At 75.8% G+C, this 23441-nt stretch carries 14 protein-coding genes; 8 read left to right on the top strand and 6 right to left on the bottom strand.

Going from position 1 to position 23441, the window contains the following annotated elements; genetic code table 11:
• Positions 1-176: 176 nt before the first annotated feature.
• From ACF1AK_RS11015 to ACF1AK_RS11005, 3 genes are all read left to right on the top strand, one after another.
• Positions 177-3317 (top strand): amino acid adenylation domain-containing protein, encoded by a 3141-nt coding sequence (locus tag ACF1AK_RS11015; protein ID WP_391498462.1) that lies wholly within the window; start codon positions 177-179, stop codon positions 3315-3317.
• A gap of 158 nt (positions 3318-3475) precedes the next feature.
• Positions 3476-9094, top strand: a complete 5619-nt coding sequence (locus tag ACF1AK_RS11010; RefSeq protein WP_391498461.1) for an amino acid adenylation domain-containing protein — start codon at positions 3476-3478, stop codon at positions 9092-9094.
• Complete coding sequence (locus ACF1AK_RS11005) at positions 9091-12255, top strand: amino acid adenylation domain-containing protein (RefSeq protein WP_391498460.1); 3165 nt, start codon at positions 9091-9093, stop codon at positions 12253-12255. The genes ACF1AK_RS11010 and ACF1AK_RS11005 overlap by 4 nt, the downstream gene beginning before the upstream one ends.
• On the opposite strand, the gene ACF1AK_RS11000 is transcribed toward ACF1AK_RS11005, so the two are convergent.
• Positions 12256-12879 (bottom strand): SRPBCC family protein, encoded by a 624-nt coding sequence (locus tag ACF1AK_RS11000; RefSeq protein WP_391498459.1) that lies wholly within the window; start codon positions 12877-12879, stop codon positions 12256-12258. It lies immediately after the preceding gene.
• A 91-nt stretch (positions 12880-12970) separates the two neighbouring features.
• On the opposite strand from ACF1AK_RS11000, the gene ACF1AK_RS10995 reads away from it, so the two are divergent.
• Positions 12971-13618, top strand: coding sequence for a TetR/AcrR family transcriptional regulator (locus tag ACF1AK_RS10995; protein WP_391498458.1), 648 nt, complete (start codon positions 12971-12973; stop codon positions 13616-13618).
• 410 nt (positions 13619-14028) lie between these two features.
• A complete protein-coding gene (locus tag ACF1AK_RS10990; RefSeq protein WP_391498457.1) occupies positions 14029-14754 on the top strand; it encodes a hypothetical protein in 726 nt (241 codons plus the stop codon).
• Positions 14755-14856: 102 nt separating this feature from the next.
• On the opposite strand, the gene ACF1AK_RS10985 is transcribed toward ACF1AK_RS10990, so the two are convergent.
• Positions 14857-15579, bottom strand: coding sequence for a TetR/AcrR family transcriptional regulator (locus ACF1AK_RS10985; RefSeq protein WP_391498456.1), 723 nt, complete (start codon positions 15577-15579; stop codon positions 14857-14859).
• A gap of 108 nt (positions 15580-15687) precedes the next feature.
• On the opposite strand from ACF1AK_RS10985, the gene ACF1AK_RS10980 reads away from it, so the two are divergent.
• Entirely contained in the window at positions 15688-16605 is a 918-nt protein-coding gene (locus ACF1AK_RS10980) for an NmrA family NAD(P)-binding protein (RefSeq protein WP_391498455.1), read from the top strand.
• 88 nt (positions 16606-16693) lie between these two features.
• Positions 16694-17059: a hypothetical protein gene (locus ACF1AK_RS10975; protein ID WP_391498454.1), complete on the top strand. Its 366-nt coding sequence runs from the start codon at positions 16694-16696 to the stop codon at positions 17057-17059.
• An 85-nt stretch (positions 17060-17144) separates the two neighbouring features.
• Here ACF1AK_RS10975 and ACF1AK_RS10970 read toward each other — a convergent pair whose 3' ends face one another.
• Positions 17145-17846, bottom strand: a complete 702-nt coding sequence (locus ACF1AK_RS10970; protein ID WP_391498453.1) for an NAD(P)-dependent oxidoreductase — start codon at positions 17844-17846, stop codon at positions 17145-17147.
• A 135-nt stretch (positions 17847-17981) separates the two neighbouring features.
• Here ACF1AK_RS10970 and ACF1AK_RS10965 point away from each other — a divergent pair, with 135 nt between their 5' ends.
• Entirely contained in the window at positions 17982-18692 is a 711-nt protein-coding gene (locus tag ACF1AK_RS10965) for a TetR/AcrR family transcriptional regulator (RefSeq protein ID WP_391498452.1), read from the top strand.
• A gap of 55 nt (positions 18693-18747) precedes the next feature.
• On the opposite strand, the gene ACF1AK_RS10960 is transcribed toward ACF1AK_RS10965, so the two are convergent.
• From ACF1AK_RS10960 to ACF1AK_RS10950, 3 genes are all read right to left on the bottom strand, one after another.
• Entirely contained in the window at positions 18748-19191 is a 444-nt protein-coding gene (locus tag ACF1AK_RS10960; protein WP_391498622.1) for a DUF4259 domain-containing protein, read from the bottom strand.
• Between the two features lie 59 nt (positions 19192-19250).
• A complete protein-coding gene (locus ACF1AK_RS10955; RefSeq protein WP_391498451.1) occupies positions 19251-22325 on the bottom strand; it encodes an AMP-binding protein in 3075 nt (1024 codons plus the stop codon).
• Positions 22326-22473: 148 nt separating this feature from the next.
• On the bottom strand, positions 22474-23316 hold the full coding sequence (locus tag ACF1AK_RS10950) for an alpha/beta fold hydrolase (protein WP_391498450.1): 843 nt from the start codon (positions 23314-23316) through the stop codon (positions 22474-22476).
• Positions 23317-23441 lie beyond the last annotated feature (125 nt).

Genomic DNA, 23441 nt, shown 5'->3' with positions numbered 1-23441 from the left:
ACCTGGGAGTCGGGTCCGGCCGTGCCTCGGCGTCCTGCCGACCGGTCCGCGGGGCGGGCCGGCCGCCCTTCGGCAGCCGCGCCGTCCGACCGCGCCGTGCCGCGTCCGCGCCGCCACGGCCACCGCTCGGACGGGTGCCCCGCAGCATCGTCTCCGACTCCCGAATCGAGCACAGCATGTCCGACTCCCCCCACCGGCCCGACCCTGCCTCCGCCGCCGGGGAACCCGCGAGAGCGACGGACGCCACCGGGCCCGCCTCCCCCGCCCAGCACGGCATCTGGCTGACCAGCAGACTCACCCACGTCCCCGAGGTCTTCCACCTCGCGCTGCGCCTGGCCTTCGACCGGATCGACACCGGCGCGCTGGCCCGCGCCGTCGCCGCGACCGCCGCCCGGCACCCCGCGCTCGGGGCGGCCCTGGTGGAGCGGGACGGCGTGGTCCACCAGGTCCGCGCCGCCCGGGCACCCGGGCTCACCGTCCTCGACACCGCCGCCGACAGCGGCGAGGCACTCGCCAAGCGGCTCGCCGAGGAACTCGCCCTCCCCTTCGACCTGGCCGCCGGACCGCTCGCCCGGTTCACCCTGCACCAGCGGGCGGACGGGAGCGCCGAACTGCTGGTGGTGGCCCACCACGCGGTGTTCGACGGCACCTCCAAGGACGTGCTGGTCGCCGACCTGGCCGCCGGGTACGCCGCCGCCCTGGCGGGTGAGGCGCCGACCGGCCCGGCGCCCGCCGAGGCCCCCCGGCCGCTCGACGCCGCGGCCACCGACGCCGCGGCCACCGAGGCGGCGGCCGCCTTCCACGGCCCGCGCTGGGCCGCCGCCACCGCCCCGGTGCTGCCCGGCGGCGCGCGGGCCACCACCGACGCGGGCCCCGGCGAGGCCGTCGCCTGGCGGCTCGACGGCCCCGGCCGGGCCGCCCTCGCGGACGCCGCCCGGCAGGCCGGCGTCACCGTCTTCGAGTTCCTGCTCTCCGCCCTGCACGGCCTGCTGCACCGCTACGGCGGCGAGGCCGTCCCGGTCGCCGTCCCCTTCTCGACCCGCCGCCCCGGGCAGCGCGGCGCGGTCGGCCCCTTCGTCAACGAGCTGCCGGTGTACGCTCCGGCGGGCGTCGACGCTGACGCCCCGTTCACGTACTACGCCCAGGCCGTGCGCACCGAGGTCCGGCTGGTCTCGGAGCACCGCGCCGTGCCGTTCGGCACCGCCGTGCCCGGCCTCACCCCCCGGGCCGGGCTCGCCCCGGTCTCCTTCGGCTACCGCCGCCGCACCACCGCCGACCCGGTCTTCCCCGGCAGCACCACCCGGGTCGACTGGTCGGTCTTCCACCACGCGGCCCGCAACACCCTGCACCTCCAGGCCGTGGCGGACCCGGAGGCGGTCGAGTTCTCCCTCCAGTACGACCCGGCCGTCCTCGCCCCGGCCGCCGCCCGGCGGATCGCCGCCCACTTCACCACCCTGCTCGCCGCCGCGACGGCCGACCCCGGTACCGCGCTCGGCGACCTGCCGCTGCTGGACGCGGACGAACAGCGCCTGGTCACCACCGAGTGGAACGCCACCTCCCGGGCCTACCCGAAGGAGCGGACCGTCCTCGACCTGGTCCGGGAGCAGGCCGCCGCCGCCCCGGACGCGCTCGCCGTAGTGGCCGGCGAGCAGCGGCTGACCTACCGCGAACTGCTGCGGCGCGCCGACCGGCTGGCCGGCGCGCTCACCGCGGCCGGCGTCGGGCGGAACGACCTGGTCGGCCTGCACCTCGCCCGCACCGCCGACCTGCCGGCCGCGCTGCTCGCCGTGCACGCCGTGGGCGCCGGCTACCTGCCGCTGGACCCCGGCTACCCGGCCGAGCGACTGGCCTTCGTGCTCGCCGACTCCGGCGCCGCCCTGCTGCTGGCCGACCGCGAACCGGCGCCCGAGGTGGCCGCCGCCGCCCCGGCGGTGCTCCGCCTCACGCGGACGGCGCCGGCCGGGGACGCTCCCGCACCGACGGAGGCCGCCCCGGGCCGGCTCGCCTACGTGCTCTACACCTCCGGCTCCACCGGCCGTCCCAAGGGCGTGGAGATCGGCCACCGCGCCCTGGTCAACCTGCTCACCGCCTTCGCCGACCGGCTCGGCTCCGGCCCGCAGGACGTCTGGCTCGGCCTCACCTCGCTGTCCTTCGACATCTCCGCCCTCGAACTGCTGCTGCCGCTGACCACCGGCGGGCGGCTGGTGCTGGCCGCCGACGGCCTGGCCGTGGACGGGCCGGGGCTGCGCGCCCTGGTCGAGCGCGAGGGCGTCACCCACGTCCAGGCCACCCCGTCGGGCTGGCGGGTCCTGCTCGGCGCCGGACCGCTGCCGCCCGGGCTGACCGGCCTGGTCGGCGGCGAGGCCCTGCCGCTGCCGCTGGCCCGGCAGCTGCGGGCCGGCACCGACCGGATGCTCAACGTCTACGGGCCGACCGAGGCCACCATCTATGCCACCTGCGCCGAGCTCCCGGCCGCGCCGGAGGCGGTCCGGATCGGCCGGCCGATCGCCAACACCCGCGCCCACGTCCTGGACGCCCGGCGCCGGCCGCTGCCGATCGGGGTGCCGGGCGAGCTCTACCTGGGCGGCGACGGACTCGCCGAGGGCTACCTGGGGCGGCCCGAGCTGACCGCCGAGCGCTTCGTCGACGACCCGTTCGGCGCCCCCGGCGACCGGCTCTACCGCACCGGTGACCTGGTCGCGTGGAGCCCGGAGGGCGAGCTGGAGTTCCTCGGCCGGCTCGACGACCAGGTCAAGATCCGCGGTCACCGAATAGAGCTGGGCGAGATCGAGTCCGCGCTGCTCGCCCACCCGGACCTCGCCGAGGCCGCCGCCGCGGTGCACCGCGAGGAGGACGGCGAGGAGCCGTTCGTCGCCGGGTACCTCGTCCCGGCTGCCGGGAGCGCCGCCCCCTCCCCCGCCGACCTGCGGGCCTTCCTCCAACGCTCGCTGCCCGGCGCCGCCGTCCCGCAGCGCTTCCTGGTGCTGGAGCGGCTGCCGCTGACGCCCAACGGCAAACTGGACCGGCGCGCGCTGCCCGTCCCGCCGGTGCCGTCCGGTCCGGCCGCGGCCGGACCGGACGGCGGCCGGGACCGGGACGAGGTGCTCAGCGCCGTGCTCGGGATCTGGTCCGAGGTGCTGCGGCTGCCCGGCCTCGGGCCCGAGGAGGACCTCTTCGAGCTCGGCGGACACTCCCTGACGATCATCCAGATCACCGCCAGGATCCGCGAACTGCTCGGCGTCGAGCTGGACTTCGACGTCTTCTTCGCCACCCCGACCCCGCTCGGCATCGCCGCGGCCGTCCGCGAGCTGCGCTGACCCGCGGGAGGCCCGCCCCCGGGCCTCCCGCACCCCGCTCCCGCGTCTTCCTCCCTGCGCCCTCGCCTCCCCTCCCCCGCGGTGGCCCGGCCCCTCGGCGATCCGGCCCGACGGCCCGGCGCCCACCGCCCCGACGTGCGCCGAATGGACCTCACCCGATGACCGATCTCCAGGACCCCGCCACCGGGTTGTCCGCGACCAAGCGCGCCCTGCTGGCCCAGCGGCTGCGCGCCGCCGCGGCCGGCTCCGCGGACACCGCCGGTCCCGCCCCCGCGAACACCGTCCCCGCCCGGCTGCCCGGCACCGAGGTGCCGCTCTCCAGCGGCCAGGAACGGCTCTGGTTCATGGACCAGTTCGCCCCCGGCTCCACCGCCTGGGCCCTCGCCCCGGCCCGCCGGCTGCGCGGTCCGCTCGACCGGACCGCGCTGGACGCCGCCCTCGCCGACCTGCTCGCCCGGCACGAGGCGCTGCGGATGACCTTCCCCGCCACTCCCGAGGGCACCGCGCAGGTCCGGATCGCCGAACCCGGCCCGTGCCCGGCCGAGTTCATCGACGCCACCGACGACCCCGACCCGGCCGCCCGCGCCGCCCGGGAACTTGCCGAGCAGGTCGCCGAGCCCTTCGACCTGGCCACCGGCCCGCTGCTGCGCGCCCTGCTGGTGCGCACCGCCCCGGACGAGCACGTGCTCGCCCTGGTCATGCACCACATCGTGAGCGACGGCTGGTCGCTCGACCTGCTGCACCGCGAACTCGACGCGCTCTACGCCCGGCACGCCCACGGCACGCCCGACCGGCTGCCGGAGCTGCCGGTGCAGTTCGGCGACTACGCGCACTGGCAGCGCGAGCGGCTGGCCGGCGAGGCGCTGGCCGGCTCCCGCGCGTACTGGCGCGAGGAACTGCGCGACGTCCCCGCCCTGGAACTGCCCACCGACCGGCCCCGGCCCCCGGTGGTGACCTTCGAGGGCGCCGCCACCGAGTTCCACTGGAGCCCCGAACTCAGCCGGGGCGTCGCCGCGTTGGCGCGCGCCTCGAACGCCTCCGGGTACATGGTGCTGATGGCCGCGCTGCAGGCCCTGCTCGGACGGCACGCCGGGCAGCGGGACTTCGCGATCGGCTCGGCCGTCGCCGGCCGCCTGCACCGCGAACTGGAGGGCGTGGTCGGCCTGTTCGTCAACATGCTGCCGATCCGGGCGCGGCTGGAGGGCGACCCGACCTTCGGCGAACTGCTCCGCCGGGTGCGCGGCACGACGCTCGACGCGTACACCCACCAGGAGGTGCCGTTCGAGCAGATGGTGGCCGATCTCGACATCGAGCGCGACGTCAGCCGCTCCGCCGTCTTCCAGGTCAGCTTCGCCTTCCAGAACTACGGCGACCGCGGCGTCGCCGGCGCGCAGGGCTCCCCCGGCGCGCCGGCCGCCGAGGGCTTCGGTCACGAGGCCGCCACCACCCGCACCGACCTCGCCTTCTACCTGCGCGAGAAGTCCGACGGCGGCCTGTACGGGCTGCTCACCTACCGCACCGACCTGTTCGACGCCGACACCGTGCAGCGGCTGGTCGAACGCTTCGAGCTGCTGGTCACGGCCGCGGTGGCCGACCCGCAGCGGCCGGTCTCCCGGCTGCCGCTGCTCACCCCCGGCGAGCGGCAGGACGTCCTGGAGCGCTGGGCCGCCGGTCCCGCGCTGCCCGACCCCGCCGACGGCCGGCACACCCTCACCGCGCTGCTCGCCGCGACCGCGCGCGCCCACCCGGACCGCCCGGCCCTGGAGTTCGAGGGCCGCACCCTCGACTACCGGGAGCTGGACGAGCGCGCCAACGGCCTCGCCCGGCGGCTGCGGGCGCTCGGCGTCGGGCCGGACGACCGGGTCGCGGTCTGCCTGGAGCAGTCGCCCGAACTGGCGGTCGCCCTGGTCGCCGTGCTGAAGGCGGGCGGCGCCTACCTGCCGCTGGACCCCGAGCAGCCGCCCGCCCGCCTCGCCCACCTGGTCACGGACGCCGGGGTGCGGGTGCTGCTCACCGACACGGCGCTGCACGAGCGCTTCCCCGGGTACGACGGCGCCACGTTGCTGCTGGACACCGATCCGGCGCCGCGGGACCCCGAGCCGCTGGAGGAGGTCTCCGGGCCGGACCACCTGGCCTACGTCATCTACACCTCGGGCTCCACCGGCACCCCCAAGGGCGTCGCCGTCCAACACCGGCAGATCCTCAACTACCTGGCCGGGGTGCGGGAGCGGCTGCGCATCGAGCCGGGCGCCGGCTACGGGCTGCTGCAGTCGCTCTCCTTCGACTTCAGCATCACCATGCTCTACCTCGCGCTGAGCACCGGCGGGCGGGTCCACCTGCTGCCGCGCCGCATCGCCGGCGCCGAACTCGCCGAGCGCATCGAGGCGTTGCGGCTCGACTACCTCAAGATGACGCCCTCCCACCTGGCCGCGCTCGGCGCCGACGCCCCGATGGAGCGGCTGCTGCCGCGCCGGGCGCTGGTGCTCGGCGGCGAGGCCTCGGCCTGGCCGTGGGCCGCCGAGCTCGCCGCCCTCGGCCGGTGCGCGGTCTTCAACCACTACGGGCCGACCGAGGCCACCGTCGGCGTGACCGTCCACGAGGTCACCGCGGAGGCCGCCGGTCCCGGCAGCACCCCGATCGGCACCCCGCTCGCCGGGGCCCGCTGCCACGTCCTGGACGAGGCGATGCAGCCGGTGCCACCGGGCGTCACGGGAGAGCTGTACCTGGGCGGCGACCGGCTGGCCCGCGGCTACCTGGGCCGCCCCGAGCTGACCGCCGAACGCTTCGTCGAGGACCCGTTCGGCGCCCCCGGCGACCGCCTCTACCGCACCGGCGACCTGGCCCGCTGGCGCGCCGACGGCACGCTCGACTACCTCGGCCGGGCCGACGACCAGATCAAGGTGCGCGGCTACCGGGTCGAGCCCGGCGAGGTCGAGGCCGCCCTCACCGCGCTGCCCGGCATCACCCAGGCCGTCGTGCTGGCCCGCGGGGAGGGGCTGCGGCAGACCCTGGTCGCCTACCTGGAGCACCCCGGCGACGGCCCCGCCCCCGCCGCCGCCGACCTGCGCGAGACCCTCGCCGAGGTGCTGCCCGACTACATGGTCCCGGCCCGCTTCGTGGTGCTGGAGCGGCTGCCGCTGCTGGCCCACGGCAAGGTCGACCGCCGTAACCTGCCCGCACCCGAGGAGCCCGCCGCGAGCGGCGAGTTCGTCGAACCCGAGGGCGAGGCCGAGGAGTTCATCGCCACCCTGTGGGCGGAGCTGCTGGGCGTGCCCCGGGTCGGCGCCCTGGACGACTTCTTCGAACTCGGCGGACACTCCCTGCTGGCCACCCAGGTGGTCGCCAAGCTGCGCCGGGCCTTCCCCGAACTGCCCACCCCGGTCGGGGTGATGGACCTCTTCAAGTACCCCACCGTGCGCCGGCTGGCCGCCCTGGTCAGCGACCCGCACGCCGACCGCGGCCCGCGCAGCCTGCTGCACCTGCTCACCCCGCCCGGCCGCAAGGCCACCGCGAGCCTGGTCTGCGCGCCGTACGGCGGCGGCAGCGCGCTCATCTACAAGCCGCTGGCCGACGCCCTGCCCGCCGACTGGGCCCTGCACTCGCTCGCCGTCCCCGGCCACGAGCTGGGCGAGGAGGCGATGGACATCGACGAGGTGGCGGCCGGCTGCGCCCAGGAGATCCTCGACAACGTCGAGGGACGCGTCGTGCTGTACGGCCACTGCGGCGTCGGCGTCCGGCTGGCCGTGGAGATCGCCCGGCGGGTGGAGGCGGCGGGCCGCGAGGTCGAGGCCGTCCACCTCGGCGGCATCTTCCCGTTCGCCCGCCCGAGCGGACGCGGCGCCGCCGTCGGCGAGTGGTGGGCCCGCACCGCCGACAAGCTGCGCAGCGACCAGGGCATGATCAACGCGCTGGCGGCGGCGGGCCTGGAGACCGACGAGGTCAGCACCGAGCAGCTGCGCCTGATGGTGGCCAACCGGCGAACCGGCACCAAGGAGGCCGAGCGGTACTTCACCCGGCTGTTCGAGAGCGAGGGCGGCCGGATCGACGCCCCGGTGTACGCGGTCTGCGGCACCCAGGACCCGGCCACCGAGTTCTACGAGGAGCGGTACCGCGAGTGGCACCGGCTCAGCGACACCACCGGCGTGGTGGTGCTGGACGAGGCGGGCCACTTCTACCTCAAGTACCGGGCCGCCGAGCTGGCCGAGATCCTCACCACCGTGCACCGCTCGGTGGCGGACGGCGAGGAGCGGCGGCACGAGCGCACCGAGGGCGCCACCTGGTGGCTGGCCGGGCTCTCCCGGGACTCCTCGCAGGCCCCCGAGCACCCGTCCACGGCCGTGCGGCCGACCATGCGCCGCTTCCTCGGCGTCGCGGCCGGCCAGCAGATCTCGATGATCGGCTCGGCGCTCACCGAGTTCGCCCTGCCGGTGTGGATCTACCTCACCACCGGCTCGCTCGCCCAGTTCGGCCTGCTGGCCGCCTGCGGTCTCGTCCCCGGCATCCTCACCGCGCCGCTCGCGGGCGCCCTGGTGGACCGCGGCGACCGGCGCCGGATCATGCTGTACGGCGACATCGCGGCGGGCCTCACCCAGGCGGTGATGCTGCTGCTGTACCTCACCGACTCGCTACAGGTCTGGCACGCCTACGTCCTGATCGCGCTGCTGTCGACGGCGCTCACCTTCCAGCGGCTGGCGTGGAACTCGGCCGTGCCCCAGCTCGTCCCGAAACGTTTCCTCGGCCGCGCCAACGGCGTCGTCCAGATGGCCTTCGGCCTCGCCCAGTTCCTGGTCCCGCTGTTCGCGGTCGGCCTGCTGTCGGCGCTCGGCCTCGGCGGCATCCTCGTGATGGACGTCGCCAGCTACGTCGTCGCCACCGGCGTCACCCTCGCCGTGCGCTTCCCCGACGTGATGGCCGCGCGGCGCCGCGAGAGCGTCACCGCCGAGATCCGGGCCGGGTTCCGGCGCGCGCTCGGCAGCCGGCACTTCCGGGCCATGCTGCTGTTCTTCGCGGTGCTCAACATCTTCCTCTCGCCGCTGTTCCTGCTCACCACCCCGCTGGTGCTCTCCTTCGCCCCGCTCGCGGCCGCGGGCTGGGTCTCGGTCGCGGCCGGGCTCGGCGCCGTGCTCGGCGGGCTGACCCTGCTGGTCTGGGGCGGGCCGCGCAGGCTGCGGCTGCGCGGCGTCCTGTTCTCGACCCTCGGCGTGGCCGCCGCCTGCCTGGTGACGGGCTTGCGCCCGAGCGTCTGGCCGGTGGCGCTCGGCGCGTTCGGCATGGCGTACGCGCTGGGGCTGGTCAACGGCGTCTACGCGACGATCGTGCAGACCAAGGTGCCACTGCGCTTCCACGGCCGGGTGATCGCGGTCAACACCATGGTGGCCTGGTCCACCCTCCCGGTCGGTTTCGCCGTCGTCGCCCCGCTCGGGCCGCGCCTGGTCCAGCCGTGGATCGAGGAGAACGGCGCGCTGGCCGGCACCGTCGGCCGGCTGATCGGCACCGGCGAGGGGCGCGGCATCGGCCTGCTCTACCTGCTGTTCGGCCTCGCCATGGCGCTGCTCGTGGCCGTCTGCCTGGCCGTCCCGGCACTGCGCAACTTCGACCGCGACGTTCCCGACGCCGAGCCTGACGACCTGGTCGGCCTGGCCACCCTCACGGCCCGCGCCGGAACGGTGTCCCCGTCCGTCGTCCCCTCGGCGACCTCCGCCGAGCTCTCCACCGCACCCGTCGAACCTGCCGCCGCATCCGCGCGCCGTACCGGAACCGAGGCCGCCACCCGATGACCATCACCGACCGGACCCTCAGTGGCGCCCGCCCCGCCGAGGCCGTCCATCCGCTCACCGAGGAACAGCGCCGGCTCTGGTTCCTCCAGCAGCTCGACCCGGCCGACGCCGGCTTCAACATGTACCTGTGCCGCCGGTGGAGCGGCCCGCTGGACGTCACCGCGCTGCGCACCGCGCTGGAGGCGCTGACCGCCCGGCACGAGCCGCTACGCACCCGCTTCGCCCTGGACGGCGAGGCGCCCGTCCAGCTGGTCGAACCGCCCGCGCCCGTCCCGCTCGACCTGCTCGCACTCGCCCCCGGCGCCGGCGAACAGGAGTTCACCGAGGCCTGCCGCCCGGCCGTCAACGCGCCGTTCGACCTCGCCGGGCGGCCCCCGCTGCGCGCCGTCCTGGTCTCCGCCGGGCCGCAGGAGCACGCGGTCGCCCTGGTGGTGCACCACATCGTCGCGGACGGCTGGTCGTTCGGGATCCTCTGGCGCGAACTGCTCGCGCTCTACCGGGAGGCGCTCGGCGAGGCACCGGCCGCCCTCGCACCGCTCGCCCTGCGCTACGGCGACATCGCGCGCGCCGAGCAGGAGCGCGCGGCGGCGGGCGGTGCCGAGGCGGCGTTCCGCTACTGGGCGGAGAAGCTGGCCGGCGCCGGCCGGCTGCGGCTGCCGCTGGACCACCCGCGCCCGGCCGAGCCGTCGCACCCGGCGGGCTTCGCCACGGTCGACCTGGATCCGGAGCTGACGGCGGCCCTGGACGCACTGGCCCGCCGCGAGCGCTGCACCCCGTTCATGGTGCTGCTGGCCGCCTACCAGTGCGTGCTGGCCCGTTGGACCGGCACCACCGACTTCGTGGTCGGCACCCCGCTCGCGGGCCGTACCGAGCCGGCGCAGGAGGCGCTGATCGGCTACTTCGCCCGCTCCGGCGTGCTGCGCGCCGACCTCACCGGCGAGCCCGACTTCCGCACCGTGCTGCGCCGCGTCCGCACCGCCACCCTGGGCGCGCTCAGCCACCAGGACGTCCCGCTGGAACGGCTCGCCGCCCACCTGGACCTGCCCGCCGAGGCCGGCGCGGCGCCGCTCTACCAAGCGGTGTTCGTGCACCAGAGCCAGTACGACCTGGCCGGCGAGGACGGCGGCGCCCCGCTGCCCGCCGGGGTGCGCACGGCCTCCATGGACTCCGGCTTCGAACGCGCCAAGACCGATCTGCTGCTGGACAGTTGGCGCACCCCGGACGGCGGTCTCGCGCTCTCCTTCTGCTTCGACCGGGAGGTGCTCGACCCGGCGACGGTGGACGCGCTCGGCACCCGCTGCCGCGCGCTGCTGGCCGCCGCCGTCGAGGACGCCACGGTGCCGCTGCACGGGGACTGGCTGATCGGGGCGGAGGAGCGCGCCGAACTGCTGGCGCTGGGCACGGGCCCCGTGGTCCCTGCCGATGCCCGCCCGGTGCTCGCCCGCTTCGCCGAGCAGGCCGCCGCGACTCCGGGCGCGACCGCCCTGGAGTGCGACGGCGAGGTCCTCTCGTACGGCGAACTCGACCGCCGCTCCACCGAGTTGGCCGAGCGGCTCGGCCCGGTCGCCGGGCAGGTGGTGGCCGTCCGGCTGGCCCCCTCCTTCGACCTGGTCACGGCCCTGCTGGCGATCTGGAAGGCCGGCGCCGGCTACCTGCCGCTCGACCCGGCCCACCCGGAGGAGCGGCGGCGGCTGATGGTCCGCGAGTCCGGCGCCGTCCTGCTGCTCACGGACGAGGGCGGCGAGGGCCTGCGCCTCCTGCCCGGCGCCGATCCGGCTCCGGACGACGAGCGCGCCGGCCTCGCCTACGTGCTCTACACCTCCGGCTCCACCGGCACCCCCAAGGCCGTCGCCGTCGACCACACTGCGCTGGCGGCCCGGGTCGACTGGATGGCGGGCCCGGACGGCTACCGGCTCACCCCGTCCGACCGGATCGTGCAGTTCGCCTCGATCGGCTTCGACACCCACGCCGAGGAGCTGTGGCCCGCCCTCGCCACCGGCGCCCGGGTCGTGCTGCTCCCCGGCGGCGGCCGCACCCTGCCCGACCTGCTGCGCGGCCCGCACGGCCCGGCCGTCACCGTGCTCGACCTTCCGACCGCCTACTGGGAGGAACTGGTCGCGCACGACGAGCGCACCCCGTGGCCGGCCGCCCTGCGCCTGGTGGTGCTCGGCGGCTCCGAGGTCCGCGCGGACGCCGTCGCCCGCTGGCGGGAGCGGCACGGCGACACCGTCCGGCTGGTCAACACCTACGGCCCAACCGAGGCCACCGTCATCGTCACCGCCGCCGACCTCGGCGCCCCGGACGCCGGACGCCGCCCGCCGCTCGGCCGCCCGCTCCCGGGCGTGCGGCTGTACGTGCTGGACGAGCGCGGCGCCCTGCTCCCGCGCGGCTCGGAGGGCGAGCTGTACATCGGCGGCGCCGGGCTCGCGCGCGGCTACCTGGGCCGCCCCGATCTGACGGCCGCCGCGTTCGTCGAGGACCCGTTCGCCGGCGGGCCGATGTACCGGACGGGCGACCGCGCCCGCTGGCGCACCGACGGGACCCTCGACTACCTCGGCCGCGCCGACGAGCAGATCAAACTGCGCGGCTACCGGATCGAACCGGCCGAGATCGAGTCCGCCCTGGCCGGCCGTCCGGACGTGCTGCGCGCCGCCGCCGTAGTGCTCGGCGGCCGGCGCCTGGTGGCGTACGCGGTCCCGGCGCCCGGCACCGGGCCCGACCCGGCCTCCCTGCGCGAACACCTCGCGGTACGGCTGCCCGCCTACCTGGTCCCGGACACGGTCGTCCTGCTGGACACCCTGCCGCTGACCCTCAACGGCAAGCTGGACACGGCGGCCCTGCCCGAACCGGCCCAGGCCTCCGCGCGCCCGTACGTGGCGCCGCGCACCGACGCCGAGCAACTGGTCACCCAGCTGTGGCAGGAGGTCCTGGGGGTGCCCCGGGTGGGGGCCCTCGACGACTTCTTCGAACTCGGCGGGGACTCGCTGCTGGTCACCCGGGTGGTGGCCCGGGTCCGCGCGGGCGTCGGCCTGGACGTCCCGATCCGGGACGCCTTCGAGCTGTCCACCGCCGCCGCGCTCGCGGCCCGCGTCGAGGAACTCCTCATCGCGGAGATCGAGGCCCTGAGCGAGGACGAGGCCGCCGACCGCCTCGGCGGCTGATCACGGCCGGGGCGCGGGCGTCCACCCGGACGCCCGCGCCTCCGCGGCGGCCCTGAGGTCGGTCAGCCAGCCGTCCAGGCCCGCCTTGAGGATCGCGGTCGCCACCGGCACATCGGCGTCGACCTGCGGCCCGGTGTGGGTCTCCTCGGTGCTCACCTTCACCCCGTCCTTGACCCTGCTGAAGCTCCAGACATGCACGCCGTCGATGCGCACCCCCTCGCCGACCGCCGGACCGGTCCACCGGATGCAGGAGCCCGCCTTGACCTGCCGCACGGTCGAGGTGATGTCCAGGCTCGTAGCCGGGATCCCCGTCCCGGGCGGCACCGGTGTCATCCAGCGGAACGCCGACCCGGGCCGGAAGCGGCCGTGGTCGAGGCGCTGGGCGCCGGTGACGGCCTGCTGCCAGGACGGCCAGCGGTCCACGTCCGTCTGCAGCTTCCAGATCACGTCCAGCGGCGCGTCGATCACGGTCTCCGTCCGGTACCGCACCTGCGCGGCTGGGTCGACGCCCGCGCCCCGGCAGGTGAGCCCCTTGACGGGTTGCGCCCCGGCGGGCACGGCGGCGCCGGCGAGGATCCCGACCACCAGCGGGACCGTGATCACAGCAGCTCGGATTCCCATCATGACATCCCTCTCTAGATCCCATCACTTCCGTTACAAGTTCTAACTCGCCATCATCCCGACAGTCAATAGCTTCCGTGATAGGTTCTAACCCATGGCGAAGAGCGACCCCACCACCCCCCGCGAGCGGTACCGCACCCAGGTGCGCGCCGAGGTCATGGAACGCGCCTGGGAACAGATCGCCACCGCAGGCGCCTCCGCGCTCTCCCTCAACGCGATCGCCAAGCAGATGGGCCTGAGCGGCCCCGCCCTCTACCGCTACTTCGCCAACCGCGACGAGCTGATCACCGAACTCGTCCGCGAGGCCTACCGCAGCCTCGCCGACACCCTCGCGGCGGCCGCCGCCGACGGCGCCGACCTGGCCGGCCTCGCCCGCGCCCTGCGCAGCTGGGCCCTCGCCGATCCCCAGCGCTACCTGCTGGTCTACGGCACCCCGATCCCCGGCTACCAGGCCCCGGAGGACACCACCGCCATCTCCCAGGAGATCGCCACCACCCTCCTGGACGCCTGCACCGCCGCCCTCCCCCCGGCCGCCCCCGCCTCCCCCCTCGGCACCCACCTCGCCGCCCACCGCACCTGGGCCGCCGACCACCCCGCCCCACCCGAGGCCCTCGCCCTCTTCCTCACCCTCTGGACCCGCCTCCACGGCGTCCTCTCCCTCGAACTCGCCGGCCACTTCACCGGCATGCGGTTCGACCCCGAGGTCCTCTACGACGCCGAACTCGCTGCCCTGCTCCCCTGACCCGGTCCACCCGCCCCGCCGCCATCGGCCGCGCCGAACGGCTTCTTCGAGTCGCCCGACCTCGACCGCAGGCGTCTGCCGGCCCGCCGGACGGCCACCTCCACGACGACCTGTCCCGGGCCGGCCGTCGGATCCGGGACCTCCCCAGGACCAGTTCGCCGGGCCCCCCGAAGCGGTGTACCTGTACGGCGCGCATGCCGCCTGCCCCCTGCCTGTGCGTGAGTGCGAACACCCCGAGCCCGCAAGGTCAACCGCGGTTGAGGTCAAGCGCGCGGCTCCTCGCCCCGCTCCCGTAGATTGACCCCGTACCCGCGCCCCGCAGCGGCGCCCGCTCCGGCGCCCGCTCCGGCGATCCGGCGCGGGGCGGGGCGGCTGGGACGGCTGGGACGGCTCGACGACTGGAGACACCTGTGCGGGACTGCTTCTCCGACGGCCTCCTCACGCGGCTGGCCCATGACACCCATCCGGTGGACCTGATGTGCCTCTACCTGCTGCACGGCTCGGTCGAGCGGATCCCCGGCCTCCTGCCCGGTCCGGAGGCGCTGTCGTTCGGGCACCTGAGCCGGCACGTCCGCGCCGAGAACCGCTCCAGCCGCGACGACGCGGACACGTTCTCGCTCTTCGTCCGGAGGAAGGTCCACGGGCGGCCGTACGGCCTGGAGTTCAGGATCCACTTCCTCGCCGGTGAGCCCTACGCCGACGCGGTGATCCCGTTCGGCGCCCGCATCGCGCTGCCGCGGTTCCTGCACCACCTCCGCGGCCGGTACGGCTCGGGCGGCGCACCGGGTGACTGGGACTTCAACGTGTACACCGATGTGCGCGATCTGCGCGAGAGCATCGTGCTGTTCGGCAACCGGCGGGAGATCTGGTTCCAGGCCAACCGCGCTCCGGTGGCGTCCGGCCGGTCCAGGCCGGTCCCCGGCGCCCGGGGCCGGCTGCTCACCGGGCGGCTGCACGGCAACCGGTTCGGGGCGCACGCCCGGCTCCACGCCGGAGGAGTGCTGTTCCCCGACCGCCTCGCCGCCGTCGACGCCGCCACCCCCGAGGCCCGGGCGTACCGGCGCTCCACGGCCCGGCTGCGCGATCCCCTTCCCCTGGCCGCCGGGCCGGCGCCCACGGCCCGCCGTTCTCGCTGATCACCTCGTCCAGGTCCGCCAGGGACGCCCGCCCGGTCCAGATCGGCCTGCGCCCGGAGCGCCCCCGGCCGCACCCGGCGGAGCAGCCCGTCCGGCCGGGGCTCAGCCCGCGAGGCGGCGGCGGTGGGCGCGTTGGCGGCAGGTCGGGCCGCAGTAGCGGATCGGACGGCCGGTGGGGCGGGCGGTGAGCCCGGTCCCGCACTCCGCGCAGCACGGGGCCTGCGGGTCGTCACGGAACGGGCGCGCTTTCGTGACGGGAGTGCAGGGGCGCAGCCCGTCCAGGGTGAGGTGGACGAGTTTGAGGCCGGCCGGGCGGTCGTGGCGGGCGGTGAGCGTCGAGACGCATCCGGCGGTGAGGGCGAGGACGTCCTCGGGGTCGACGTCGGGGCGGACGCCCCCGGCCCGCTGCGCGGCGTGGAGGAGCGCGGCCAGCACCTGGCGGAAGCGCAGCCGGGAGGCCGTGAGCACCGGGCGCGGCCAGCTGGTGTCGGCGGTCACCACGTCGCAGATGTGCCCGCGCCTGCTGGAGAGTTCGACGATGTCCAGCAGGAACCCGAAGAAGGCCTCGGTGGGCGCGTACCGGGCGGCCCGGCGCTCCCCGGAGGCGATCAGGTCCTCCAGATGCCGGGCGAACACCGCCTCCAGGAGGGCCTGCTTGCTCGGGAAGTGCCGGTACACGGTGCCGGCGCCGACGCCCGCCCGGCGCGCGATCTCGCCGAGCGGGACGTCGAGCCCCTGGTCCGCCATCGCGTCGGCGGCGGCGGCCAGCACCCTCTCCCGGTTGCGGCGGGCGTCGGCCCGGTCTCCGGCGATCGCTGTCGTCATGTCACGAAACCCCTTGTGCCTCGACTCAACCGGGTTGCAGTGTTCCAGATACCCCGGGTCCACCGCAGCAGTCCGAAGCCCCCGGCCCCGGGAGAAGGAGGAACGATCATGACCATCGGCAAGGACACCGCCTGGTCCGCGACCATCGCCGTGACCGGCGCCACCGGCAAGCAGGGCGGTGCGACGGCACGACGGCTGCTGGCCGGCGGCCGGCGCGTGCGCGCGCTGGTCCGGGACACGACCACCCCCGCCGCCGCGGCCCTCGCGGCCGCCGGGGCCGAGCTGGCCGTCGCGGACTTCGACGACCCGGCGAGCCTCGGACCGGCGCTGGCCGACGCCACGGCCCTGTTCGCCGTGCCGCCGGTCGCCTACGGACCGACGGGCAGCGACCCGGAGTTGGAGTTCACCCGGGGCCGGGCCCTGGCCGACGCGGCAGCCGCCGCGGGGATCCGCCAGGTGGTGTTCACCGGCGTCGCCTCGACCACCGGCCGGGCGTTCGCGGCCCCGGGAAAGCGGCGCCTCGAACAGTACCTGCACGACTGGTTCCCGCTGGTGACCGTGCTGCGCCCGGTGCGGTTCATGACGAACTACCTCGGGACGAACGGCATCGGCCTGGACGGGATCGTGGACGGCGTCCACCGGCACCTGTTCACCCCGGACGCGCCGCTCCAGGTCATCGCGCTGGAGGACATCGCCGAGTTCGCGGCCCTGGCCTTCGAGCAGCCGGAGCGGTTCGCCGGACGGACCCTGGAGCTGGCCGGTGACGACCCGACCCCGGTCGAGGCGGCTGCCGCGATCAGCGCCGCGACCGGAACGGTGGTGCGCTACGAGCAGGTGACCCACGACCAGGCGGCGGCGCTGAACCCGGAGTTCGCCGAAGTCCGGCAGCAGTGGGACGACGGCCACCGCTGGCGCGCCGACATCGAGGCGCTGCGGGTGATCCACCCCGGACTGCGCACCCTGACGGACTGGCTCGCGGAGGGCGGCGCCGCGGCCCTGCGCGCCCAGCTGCTCGGCGCCCCGTAGCCGCGCCGCCCCCTGGCCTCGGCGCCCCGCAGGCCTCTCGACTACGCTCGCCCTGGTCGGGGCAGGATCGAACCAGGGGGGTACCGCCATGCCGTACGACACCGGCTCGCGAGTGAGGTTGACCAGGGAGGTGCAGGTCACCGCGCACGGCACGGCGGCCGGAGGAGGATTTTCCGGAGCGCTCTTCCTGGCCGAGGGGCTGGCGGGCATCGTCACGGGCGTCACACAGGGCAGCGCCGGTGCTGCCCAGGATCACCTCGCGGCCTTCGACCAGCAGCTCCGCGGCGGCCAGCTCCCGAGCTTCGCGGCCGGCCTGGTCGACGACCTCCGTCAGCAGGTGGTCAGGATGAGCCTGCACGGCACCGCGGCCGGCGCCCGGACCACGTACAAGGTGCAGTTCGCGAACGGGTTCGTTCTCGATGGCCTGGAGGAGGACTGGCTGGCCTCGCTCTAGCCGGCCTCGACGGTCCAGCGGTCTCGCCGGATCGGGCCGTGAGGACGGCCCGATCCGGCCTGCGGACGCCGGGCCGACAGCCTGGTCAGTAGCCGACGGTGAAGCGGCGTTGGACGAAGCGGGGCAGCTCCGCCTCGTCCACCAGGGCGACCGCGGCGTCCTCGACCGAGATCCGGCTCAGGCCGTCGGCGTCCAGTACGGGCTGGTCGCCGCCGACGCGGAAGCGACCGGTGCGCTCGCCGGGGGCGATCTGCTCGGCGGGGCTGAAGTAGGTCCAGAGCCGGTTCGAGGTGCGCAGGACGTTCAGCGCCTCCCGGTGGCCGCGTACGGCCGCGGCGTACTGACGGGGCAGTCCGAGGTCGTCGAGGGACGCGTGGACGAGTTCCTCGTGGTCGGCGCGGACGACGCCCGGTTCGATCTCCAGGCTGCCCGCGCCGCCGATGACGATCAGCCGGGTGCGGGGGTGGCTCTCCAGGGCCTTGAGCAGCGCCCGGGCGGCCGCCGCGTAGACGGTGGGGTCCGCGATCGAACGCTGGACGGTGTCGGCGAAGTCCTTCGCCGCGTTCCCGGGCTGGAAGCCGCTGACCAGGACGTCCAGGCCGGGCAGGACGGCGGCGACGCTCGCGGCGTCCAGGACGTCGACGCTCGCCCAGCCGAGGTTCTCCCGCTGGTCGGTGATCGCGGAGACGTCCCGGCTGAACGCCGTGACGCGGTGTCCGCGCCGAAGGGCCTCGGTGACGACCCGGCTGCCGATGGTGCCGGTGGCTCCGATGACGCCGATGTGCATGATTCTCCCCTTGCTTCATGCCGTGGTCATGCTGGATGCGGCGACGCATGGCCGGGTGACCTCACGCCGCGCAAAAACTATACGGCGTGAAGTTTCTTCACGGCAATCCTTGCGGTGACGCTGTAGAGTGAGCCCGTGACAGGCACCCGAAGCACCGGACGACGCGAGCGACTGCGGATCGAGACGACCGCCGAGATCAAGCGCACCGCACTGGAGTTGATGGGCTCGGGCGGCCCCGACGCGATCACGCTGCGGGCGATCGCCCGTGAGATGGGCATGACCGCCAACGCCATCTACGGTTACTTCGCCACCCGCGACGACCTGGTCACCGCCCTCATCTCGGACGTCTACACGGCGCTCGCCGACGCCGTCGACGCAGCCTGGGCCGCCTCCGCGCAGGACGCGCCGGCGCAGCGGATACACGCCTGGGCGCACGCCTTCCGCGACTGGGCGCTGGCCAACCCCGAGGGCTTCCGGCTGATCTACGGCGACCCCGTCCCCGGCTACCAGGCCCCCGCCGGCGGCGCCGCGCCGGACGCCGCCCGGCGGGTCTGCGTCGGCATCGCCGCGCTGGCGGACGTGGCCTGGGGCGGCGCCGAACAGGCGTACGGGGACGTCGACTTCGACTGGGACGACTTCGACCCCGGCCTGCTCGACAAGGTCCGCCCGGCGTTCCCCGCGCTACCGCCGGCCGGAGTGGCCCTGGCCCTGCGGATCTGGGGGCACCTGCACGGCCTGGTCGCGCTGGAGATCTACGGCCACCTGCGCGCCCAGACACTCTCGCCCGACAAGCTCTTCCACGCCGAACTCACCCATGTGGTCGGATCGGCGGGTCTCGACGCCTAGGTGCTCCGGTGCCACCTCGCGATCTCGCGCCGGAGCCGGGCGGGAACGGCGGGCATTAGAGGTCGAACAGCGGCTCCGTGTCGGGCTCCGGCTCGGGGGCGAGGACGGCGCGGAGGTCCTTGACGGCGCGGCGCCAGGCCGCGCTCTCCTCGGTCTCGTCCCAGAGTTCGGCGAGTTCGGACTCATCGGCGACTATCCGGTCCAGGGCCTCCACGGCCAGCGGGCGGAGGTCGGCGGGGAACGTCGGGAGCGGCTCGTCGGGGCCGTAGGCGGTGGTGACCGGCTCGCCGCCGGGGCACTGGGCGGCGACGAGGGCGGCGGCGGCCAGGGCCTCCGCCGCCTCGTCGCTGTCGAGGTAGTCCTCGGCCCCGGTGTCGGCGACGACGGTCAGGACGCGGCGGACCAGGCCCTCCCGCTCCTCCAGGGCCGCCTCGTCGAGCGTGCCGGAGAAGTCGGCGGCGGTGTCGTTGTCGAAGTGGCCGATGTCCCAGGTACCCATGATGATCTCCTTCGGTCGGGTCATGGGGATCATGGCATCGGCCACTGACAGACGCACGCTCAGCCGCCGGCCGCCTCGGTGACGCGAGCCTCCAGGGCGGCGGCCAGCGACTCGACGGCGGCCGGGGTGAAGGCGTGCTCGTTGTAGCGCAGCCAGCAGACCAGGGAGCCGTCCGGCTGTTCGGTGGCGGCCAGTTCGGGGACGTGCCGGTCGCCGCCGGGCAGCGGGTAGGGCACGGTGGCGCTGCGCGGCACCTCCCAGGCCGTGCAGCTGAGGCCGGGGAGCTGGGCGGGGGCGTTCCAGCTCTCGTAGCGCAGCCAGGCGGCGAACGGCACCAGCGGGCTGAACTCCGCGAAGGGGTACAGCTGGTGGTCCAGTGCCGCGGTGGCGGTGTCGCGCACCCGGGCGAGGAGTTCGGCGAAACCGGGCGCGCCCGAGGCGTCGACCCGCAGCAGCAGCGACTGCACGAAGCAGCCGACGGCCTGTTCGGCCTCGGGCGTGGTGCGGCCGGGAACCGGGGTCATCAGGACGAGGTCGTCCTGGCCGCTGCGCTCCGCCAGCAGGCCCAGCCAGACGGTGGCGAGGGCCTGGAAGGGGGTGGCCCCGGCCTCGGCGGCCCGTTCGCGCAGCGCGGCGGCGCGGTCGGCGGGGACGGTGAGGCGGTGGGCGGCGCTGAGGACCGTCTCGGTGTCGGCGCGCCCGGGGAACGGGTGCACGGCCTCGGGCGCGCCGGCCAGGGCGCGGGCGAAGTGGGCGCGGGAGACCGGCCAGTGGGCGTTGGCGCGGGTGACCAGCTCGCCGAGCGTCGGCATCGGCCGGGGCGGGGGCGCGGGGCGGCCGCGGCGCAGCGCCGAGTAGATGACGCCGAGGTCGCGCAGCAGCACGCCGACCGACCAGCCGTCACCGACGATGTGGTGGACGGCGAGCAGGACGGCGTGGTCCTCGGGGCCCCGGCTGACCACGGCGAGGCCGGTCATCGGGCCCTCGCCGACGTCGGTGAGCCGGTCCCGGACGGCGATCAGCCGGGCCGACACCTCGTCGTCGCTCTCCCCCGGGGCGTCGACCAGGACGGCCTCGATCTCCGGCTCGGCGTCGAGCACGGCGCGCCGGATCCCGGGCGCGGCGCCGGGCACCGGCACGAAGCGGGTGCGCAGCGCCGGGTGGCGGCGGACCGCCTCGGTCAGGGCCTCGGCCAGCAGGCCGGGGCGCAGTTCCTCGGTGACGCGGAACATGACGGCGACCGAGCCGACGTTGCGGCCCTCGGCCTCGGCCATCCAGCGCAGGAAGTTCTCCTGCTGGGAGGTGAGCGGGACGTCGTGCGGCTGGGCGCGCAGTTCGCGCAGGAACGGGGACAGCTCGGAGTCGTCCACCGGGGCCGGGCCGTCGCCGTTCCTCGGGGCGTCGGCGAGCCAGGCGGCCTGGGCGCGCAGCGAGGGGCGTTCGAAGACGAGCGCGGTACTGGCGGTGACGCCGAACTCAGCGGAGACGGCGGCGGCGAGCTGGACGGCGCGGAAGGAGTCGCCGCCGAGCGCGAAGAACTCGTCCTCGACGGCGGCGACGGGCCGGCCGAGGATCCTGCGCCAGACGGCGGCGAGGGCGCGTTCGTCCTCGGTGGCGGGCGGGGTGCCGGCCGTGTCGTCGGCGGGGGCGTCGAAGCGGGCGCGCAGCTCGTGCTTGACGACCTTGCCGCTGGGGTTGCGGGGCAGCCGGTCGGTGACCAGGATGCGGACCGGCAGTTCGGCCCGGCCGAGCCGGGCGGCCAGGAAGAGCCGCAGCTCGTCGAGGTCCAGGCCGTCGGCGGCGGGCACCACGGCGGCCACCGGCACGGCGCCCATCACGGGGTGCGGCAGGCCGAGCGCGGCGGCGTCGGCGACCCGCGGGTGGGCGTGCAGGACGTCCTCGATGCGCAGCGTGGAGACCTTGAGGGCGCCGGACTTGATGACGTCGCTCTCCCGGTCGACCAGGTACAGGTAGCCGTCGGCGTCGAGCCGGCCGAGGTCGCCCATCCGCACCCAGCCGTCCCGGAAGACGGCGGCCGAGGCGTCGGCCCCGGCGGTGTAGCCGCGCGGCGGGCCGGGCTGGCGCAGCCAGACCTCGCCGACGGCGCCCGGTTCGACGGGCCGGCCGTCCTCGCCGAGCAGCCGCAGGTCGGCGGGGTTGGCGGGGCGGCCGACGGAGCCGGGGCGGCGGGCGTCGACGACGGCGGATATCTGGGCGGGGGACGCCTCGGCGGAGGTGTAGGTGTTGACCAGGGTCGCGGTGGGCAGGGCCGCGCGCAGGGCGGTGGCGACGGGGGCGGGCAGGGCGGCGGCGGAGGAGCTGATCAGCAGCACGCTGCTGAGGTCGTGGCGCGTCGCGGCGCCGGAGTTGAGCAGTTCGACGGCCATCGACGGCACCAGGAAGACGGTGCCCGCGCGGTGTTCGGCGACGGCCGCGCCGAACTCCTCGGCGTCGAAGCGCGGCAGGCAGATCGTGGCGGGCGCGGCGACCAGGGCGTTGACCAGGACGACCTGGGCGGCGTTGGTGCCGATCGGGAAGGCGTGCACCACGTGTGCGGAGTGGGCGTAGGGGCGCGGGCGCGGGTCGAGCCGCTGGCCGGCGGTGAGGCTGGCGTGGGCGGCGTGCACGCCCTTGGGCGCGCCGGTGGTGCCGGAGGTGCCGATGACCTGGGCGAGGTCGCCGGGGCCGGGGCGGTGCGGCGGCCGGTCGTCGCCCGCGCCGCCCTCCTCCAGGTCGGCGAGGCGCAGACAGCGCAGGCCGGCGGCGGTGGCGCGCTCGTCCTCGGCCGAGCGGGCGACCGCGAGCGCCGCCGCGCTGTCGCCCGCCAGCCGGGCGGTGTCCTCGGCGCTCAGGTCCTCGCGGGCGACGACGCCCGCCGCGCCCGCGTAGTGCGCGGCCAGGAAGGCCACCGCGTAGTCGTCCCAGGCCCGGTTGGGGAAGAGCAGCAGCACCCGGTCCCCCGGCCGCACCCCGGCGCGCGCCAGTCCGTGGGCGGCGCGCACCGCCCGTTCGCGCCAGCTCCGGTAGTCGAGCGCCGGACGGCCCGGGACCAGCAGTGCGGGCCGGTCGGGGTGCCGCCGCGCCCGGTCGTCGAGCAGATCGGGCAGGGTGAGCGCGGTGGCGGCGTCGGGCACCGAAACGTCGGTGGAGCGAACGGCGCTGACGGTGGTTCGGGTGCTGATGTCGACTCCCGGTAGAGGCCAGGACGGGTGGCTGGTCCAGACCGTAGCGGCTCGGTGCCATCACCCGCCAGAGCCGTCCGCCCGCCGAACCCGGCGTCCGCTATCCGAGCGCGAGCATCGCCCCTGCGACCTCGCCGGCCGCCGCGTCGGGGATCGCGGTCGCGGCCTCTTCGAGGATGAGCAGTCGCGCACCGGGGATCTCGCGCGCGATGGCCTCGGCGTTGCCGACGGGGAAGAACCGGTTGCGGCGGCCGTGGACGACCAGGGCGGGGATCTCGATCCCGGCCAGGCGCTCGCGCCAGCGGGGTGCGCAGTCGAGCCCGGCGAACACCAGACCCAGCTGGTTGGCCAGCTGGACCGGGGCCGCGGTGCCGGGCGTGCGGTCCCAGATGCGCGCGGCGAGGGCGCGGGCGGCGGCGGGGTCGTCGCCGAGGATCTCCGCGCCGGCGGCGGCGAACTCCGCGACCGCCTCCCGGTCCGCCCAGTCGGGCAGCGGTCGCGCGAACAGCCGGCCCATCACCGCCCCGTCGTGGTCCGGCAGGTCGTCGTCGACCGGGCCGGGGGCGACCGCGCGGGTGCCGACCAGGGTGAGCGCCGAGAACGCCCCCGGGTGGTCGAGCGCGGCCACCTGGGCGACCATCCCGCCGACGCCGATCCCCGCGAGATGCGCGGGTCCCCCGCCGAGCGCGCCGACGAGGGCCGCCGCGTCGGCGGCGAGGTCGCGCAGGGTGTAGGCGGGCGCCTGCGGATCCCCCGTCGTCGACTCGCCGCTGTCGCGCAGGTCGTAGCGCACCACCCGGCGCCCGCCGGCGGCCAGGCGTTCGCACAGGGCATCGGGCCAGGAGAGCATCGTCGTCCCGCCCGCGAGGAGGACGAGCGGCGCGTCGTCGTCCCCGAACGACTCGATGCCCAGGGCGGTCCCATGGACGTTGACAGTGGTCATCGGCTCACCGGAAGACGTCGTAGGTCAGGTGCGTGGCGGTCGCCACCGACCCTACTCCGCGCAGCGTCGGTGCGGTGGGGAAAGCGGGGCGTGCCCGGCGGAGTCCGGGGCGGACGGCGGTGTCG

The organism is Kitasatospora sp. NPDC015120 (genome assembly GCF_043080305.1).
Taxonomy (GTDB): Bacteria; Actinomycetota; Actinomycetes; order Streptomycetales; family Streptomycetaceae; genus Kitasatospora.
This window is presented reverse-complemented; position numbering and strand designations above follow the sequence as displayed.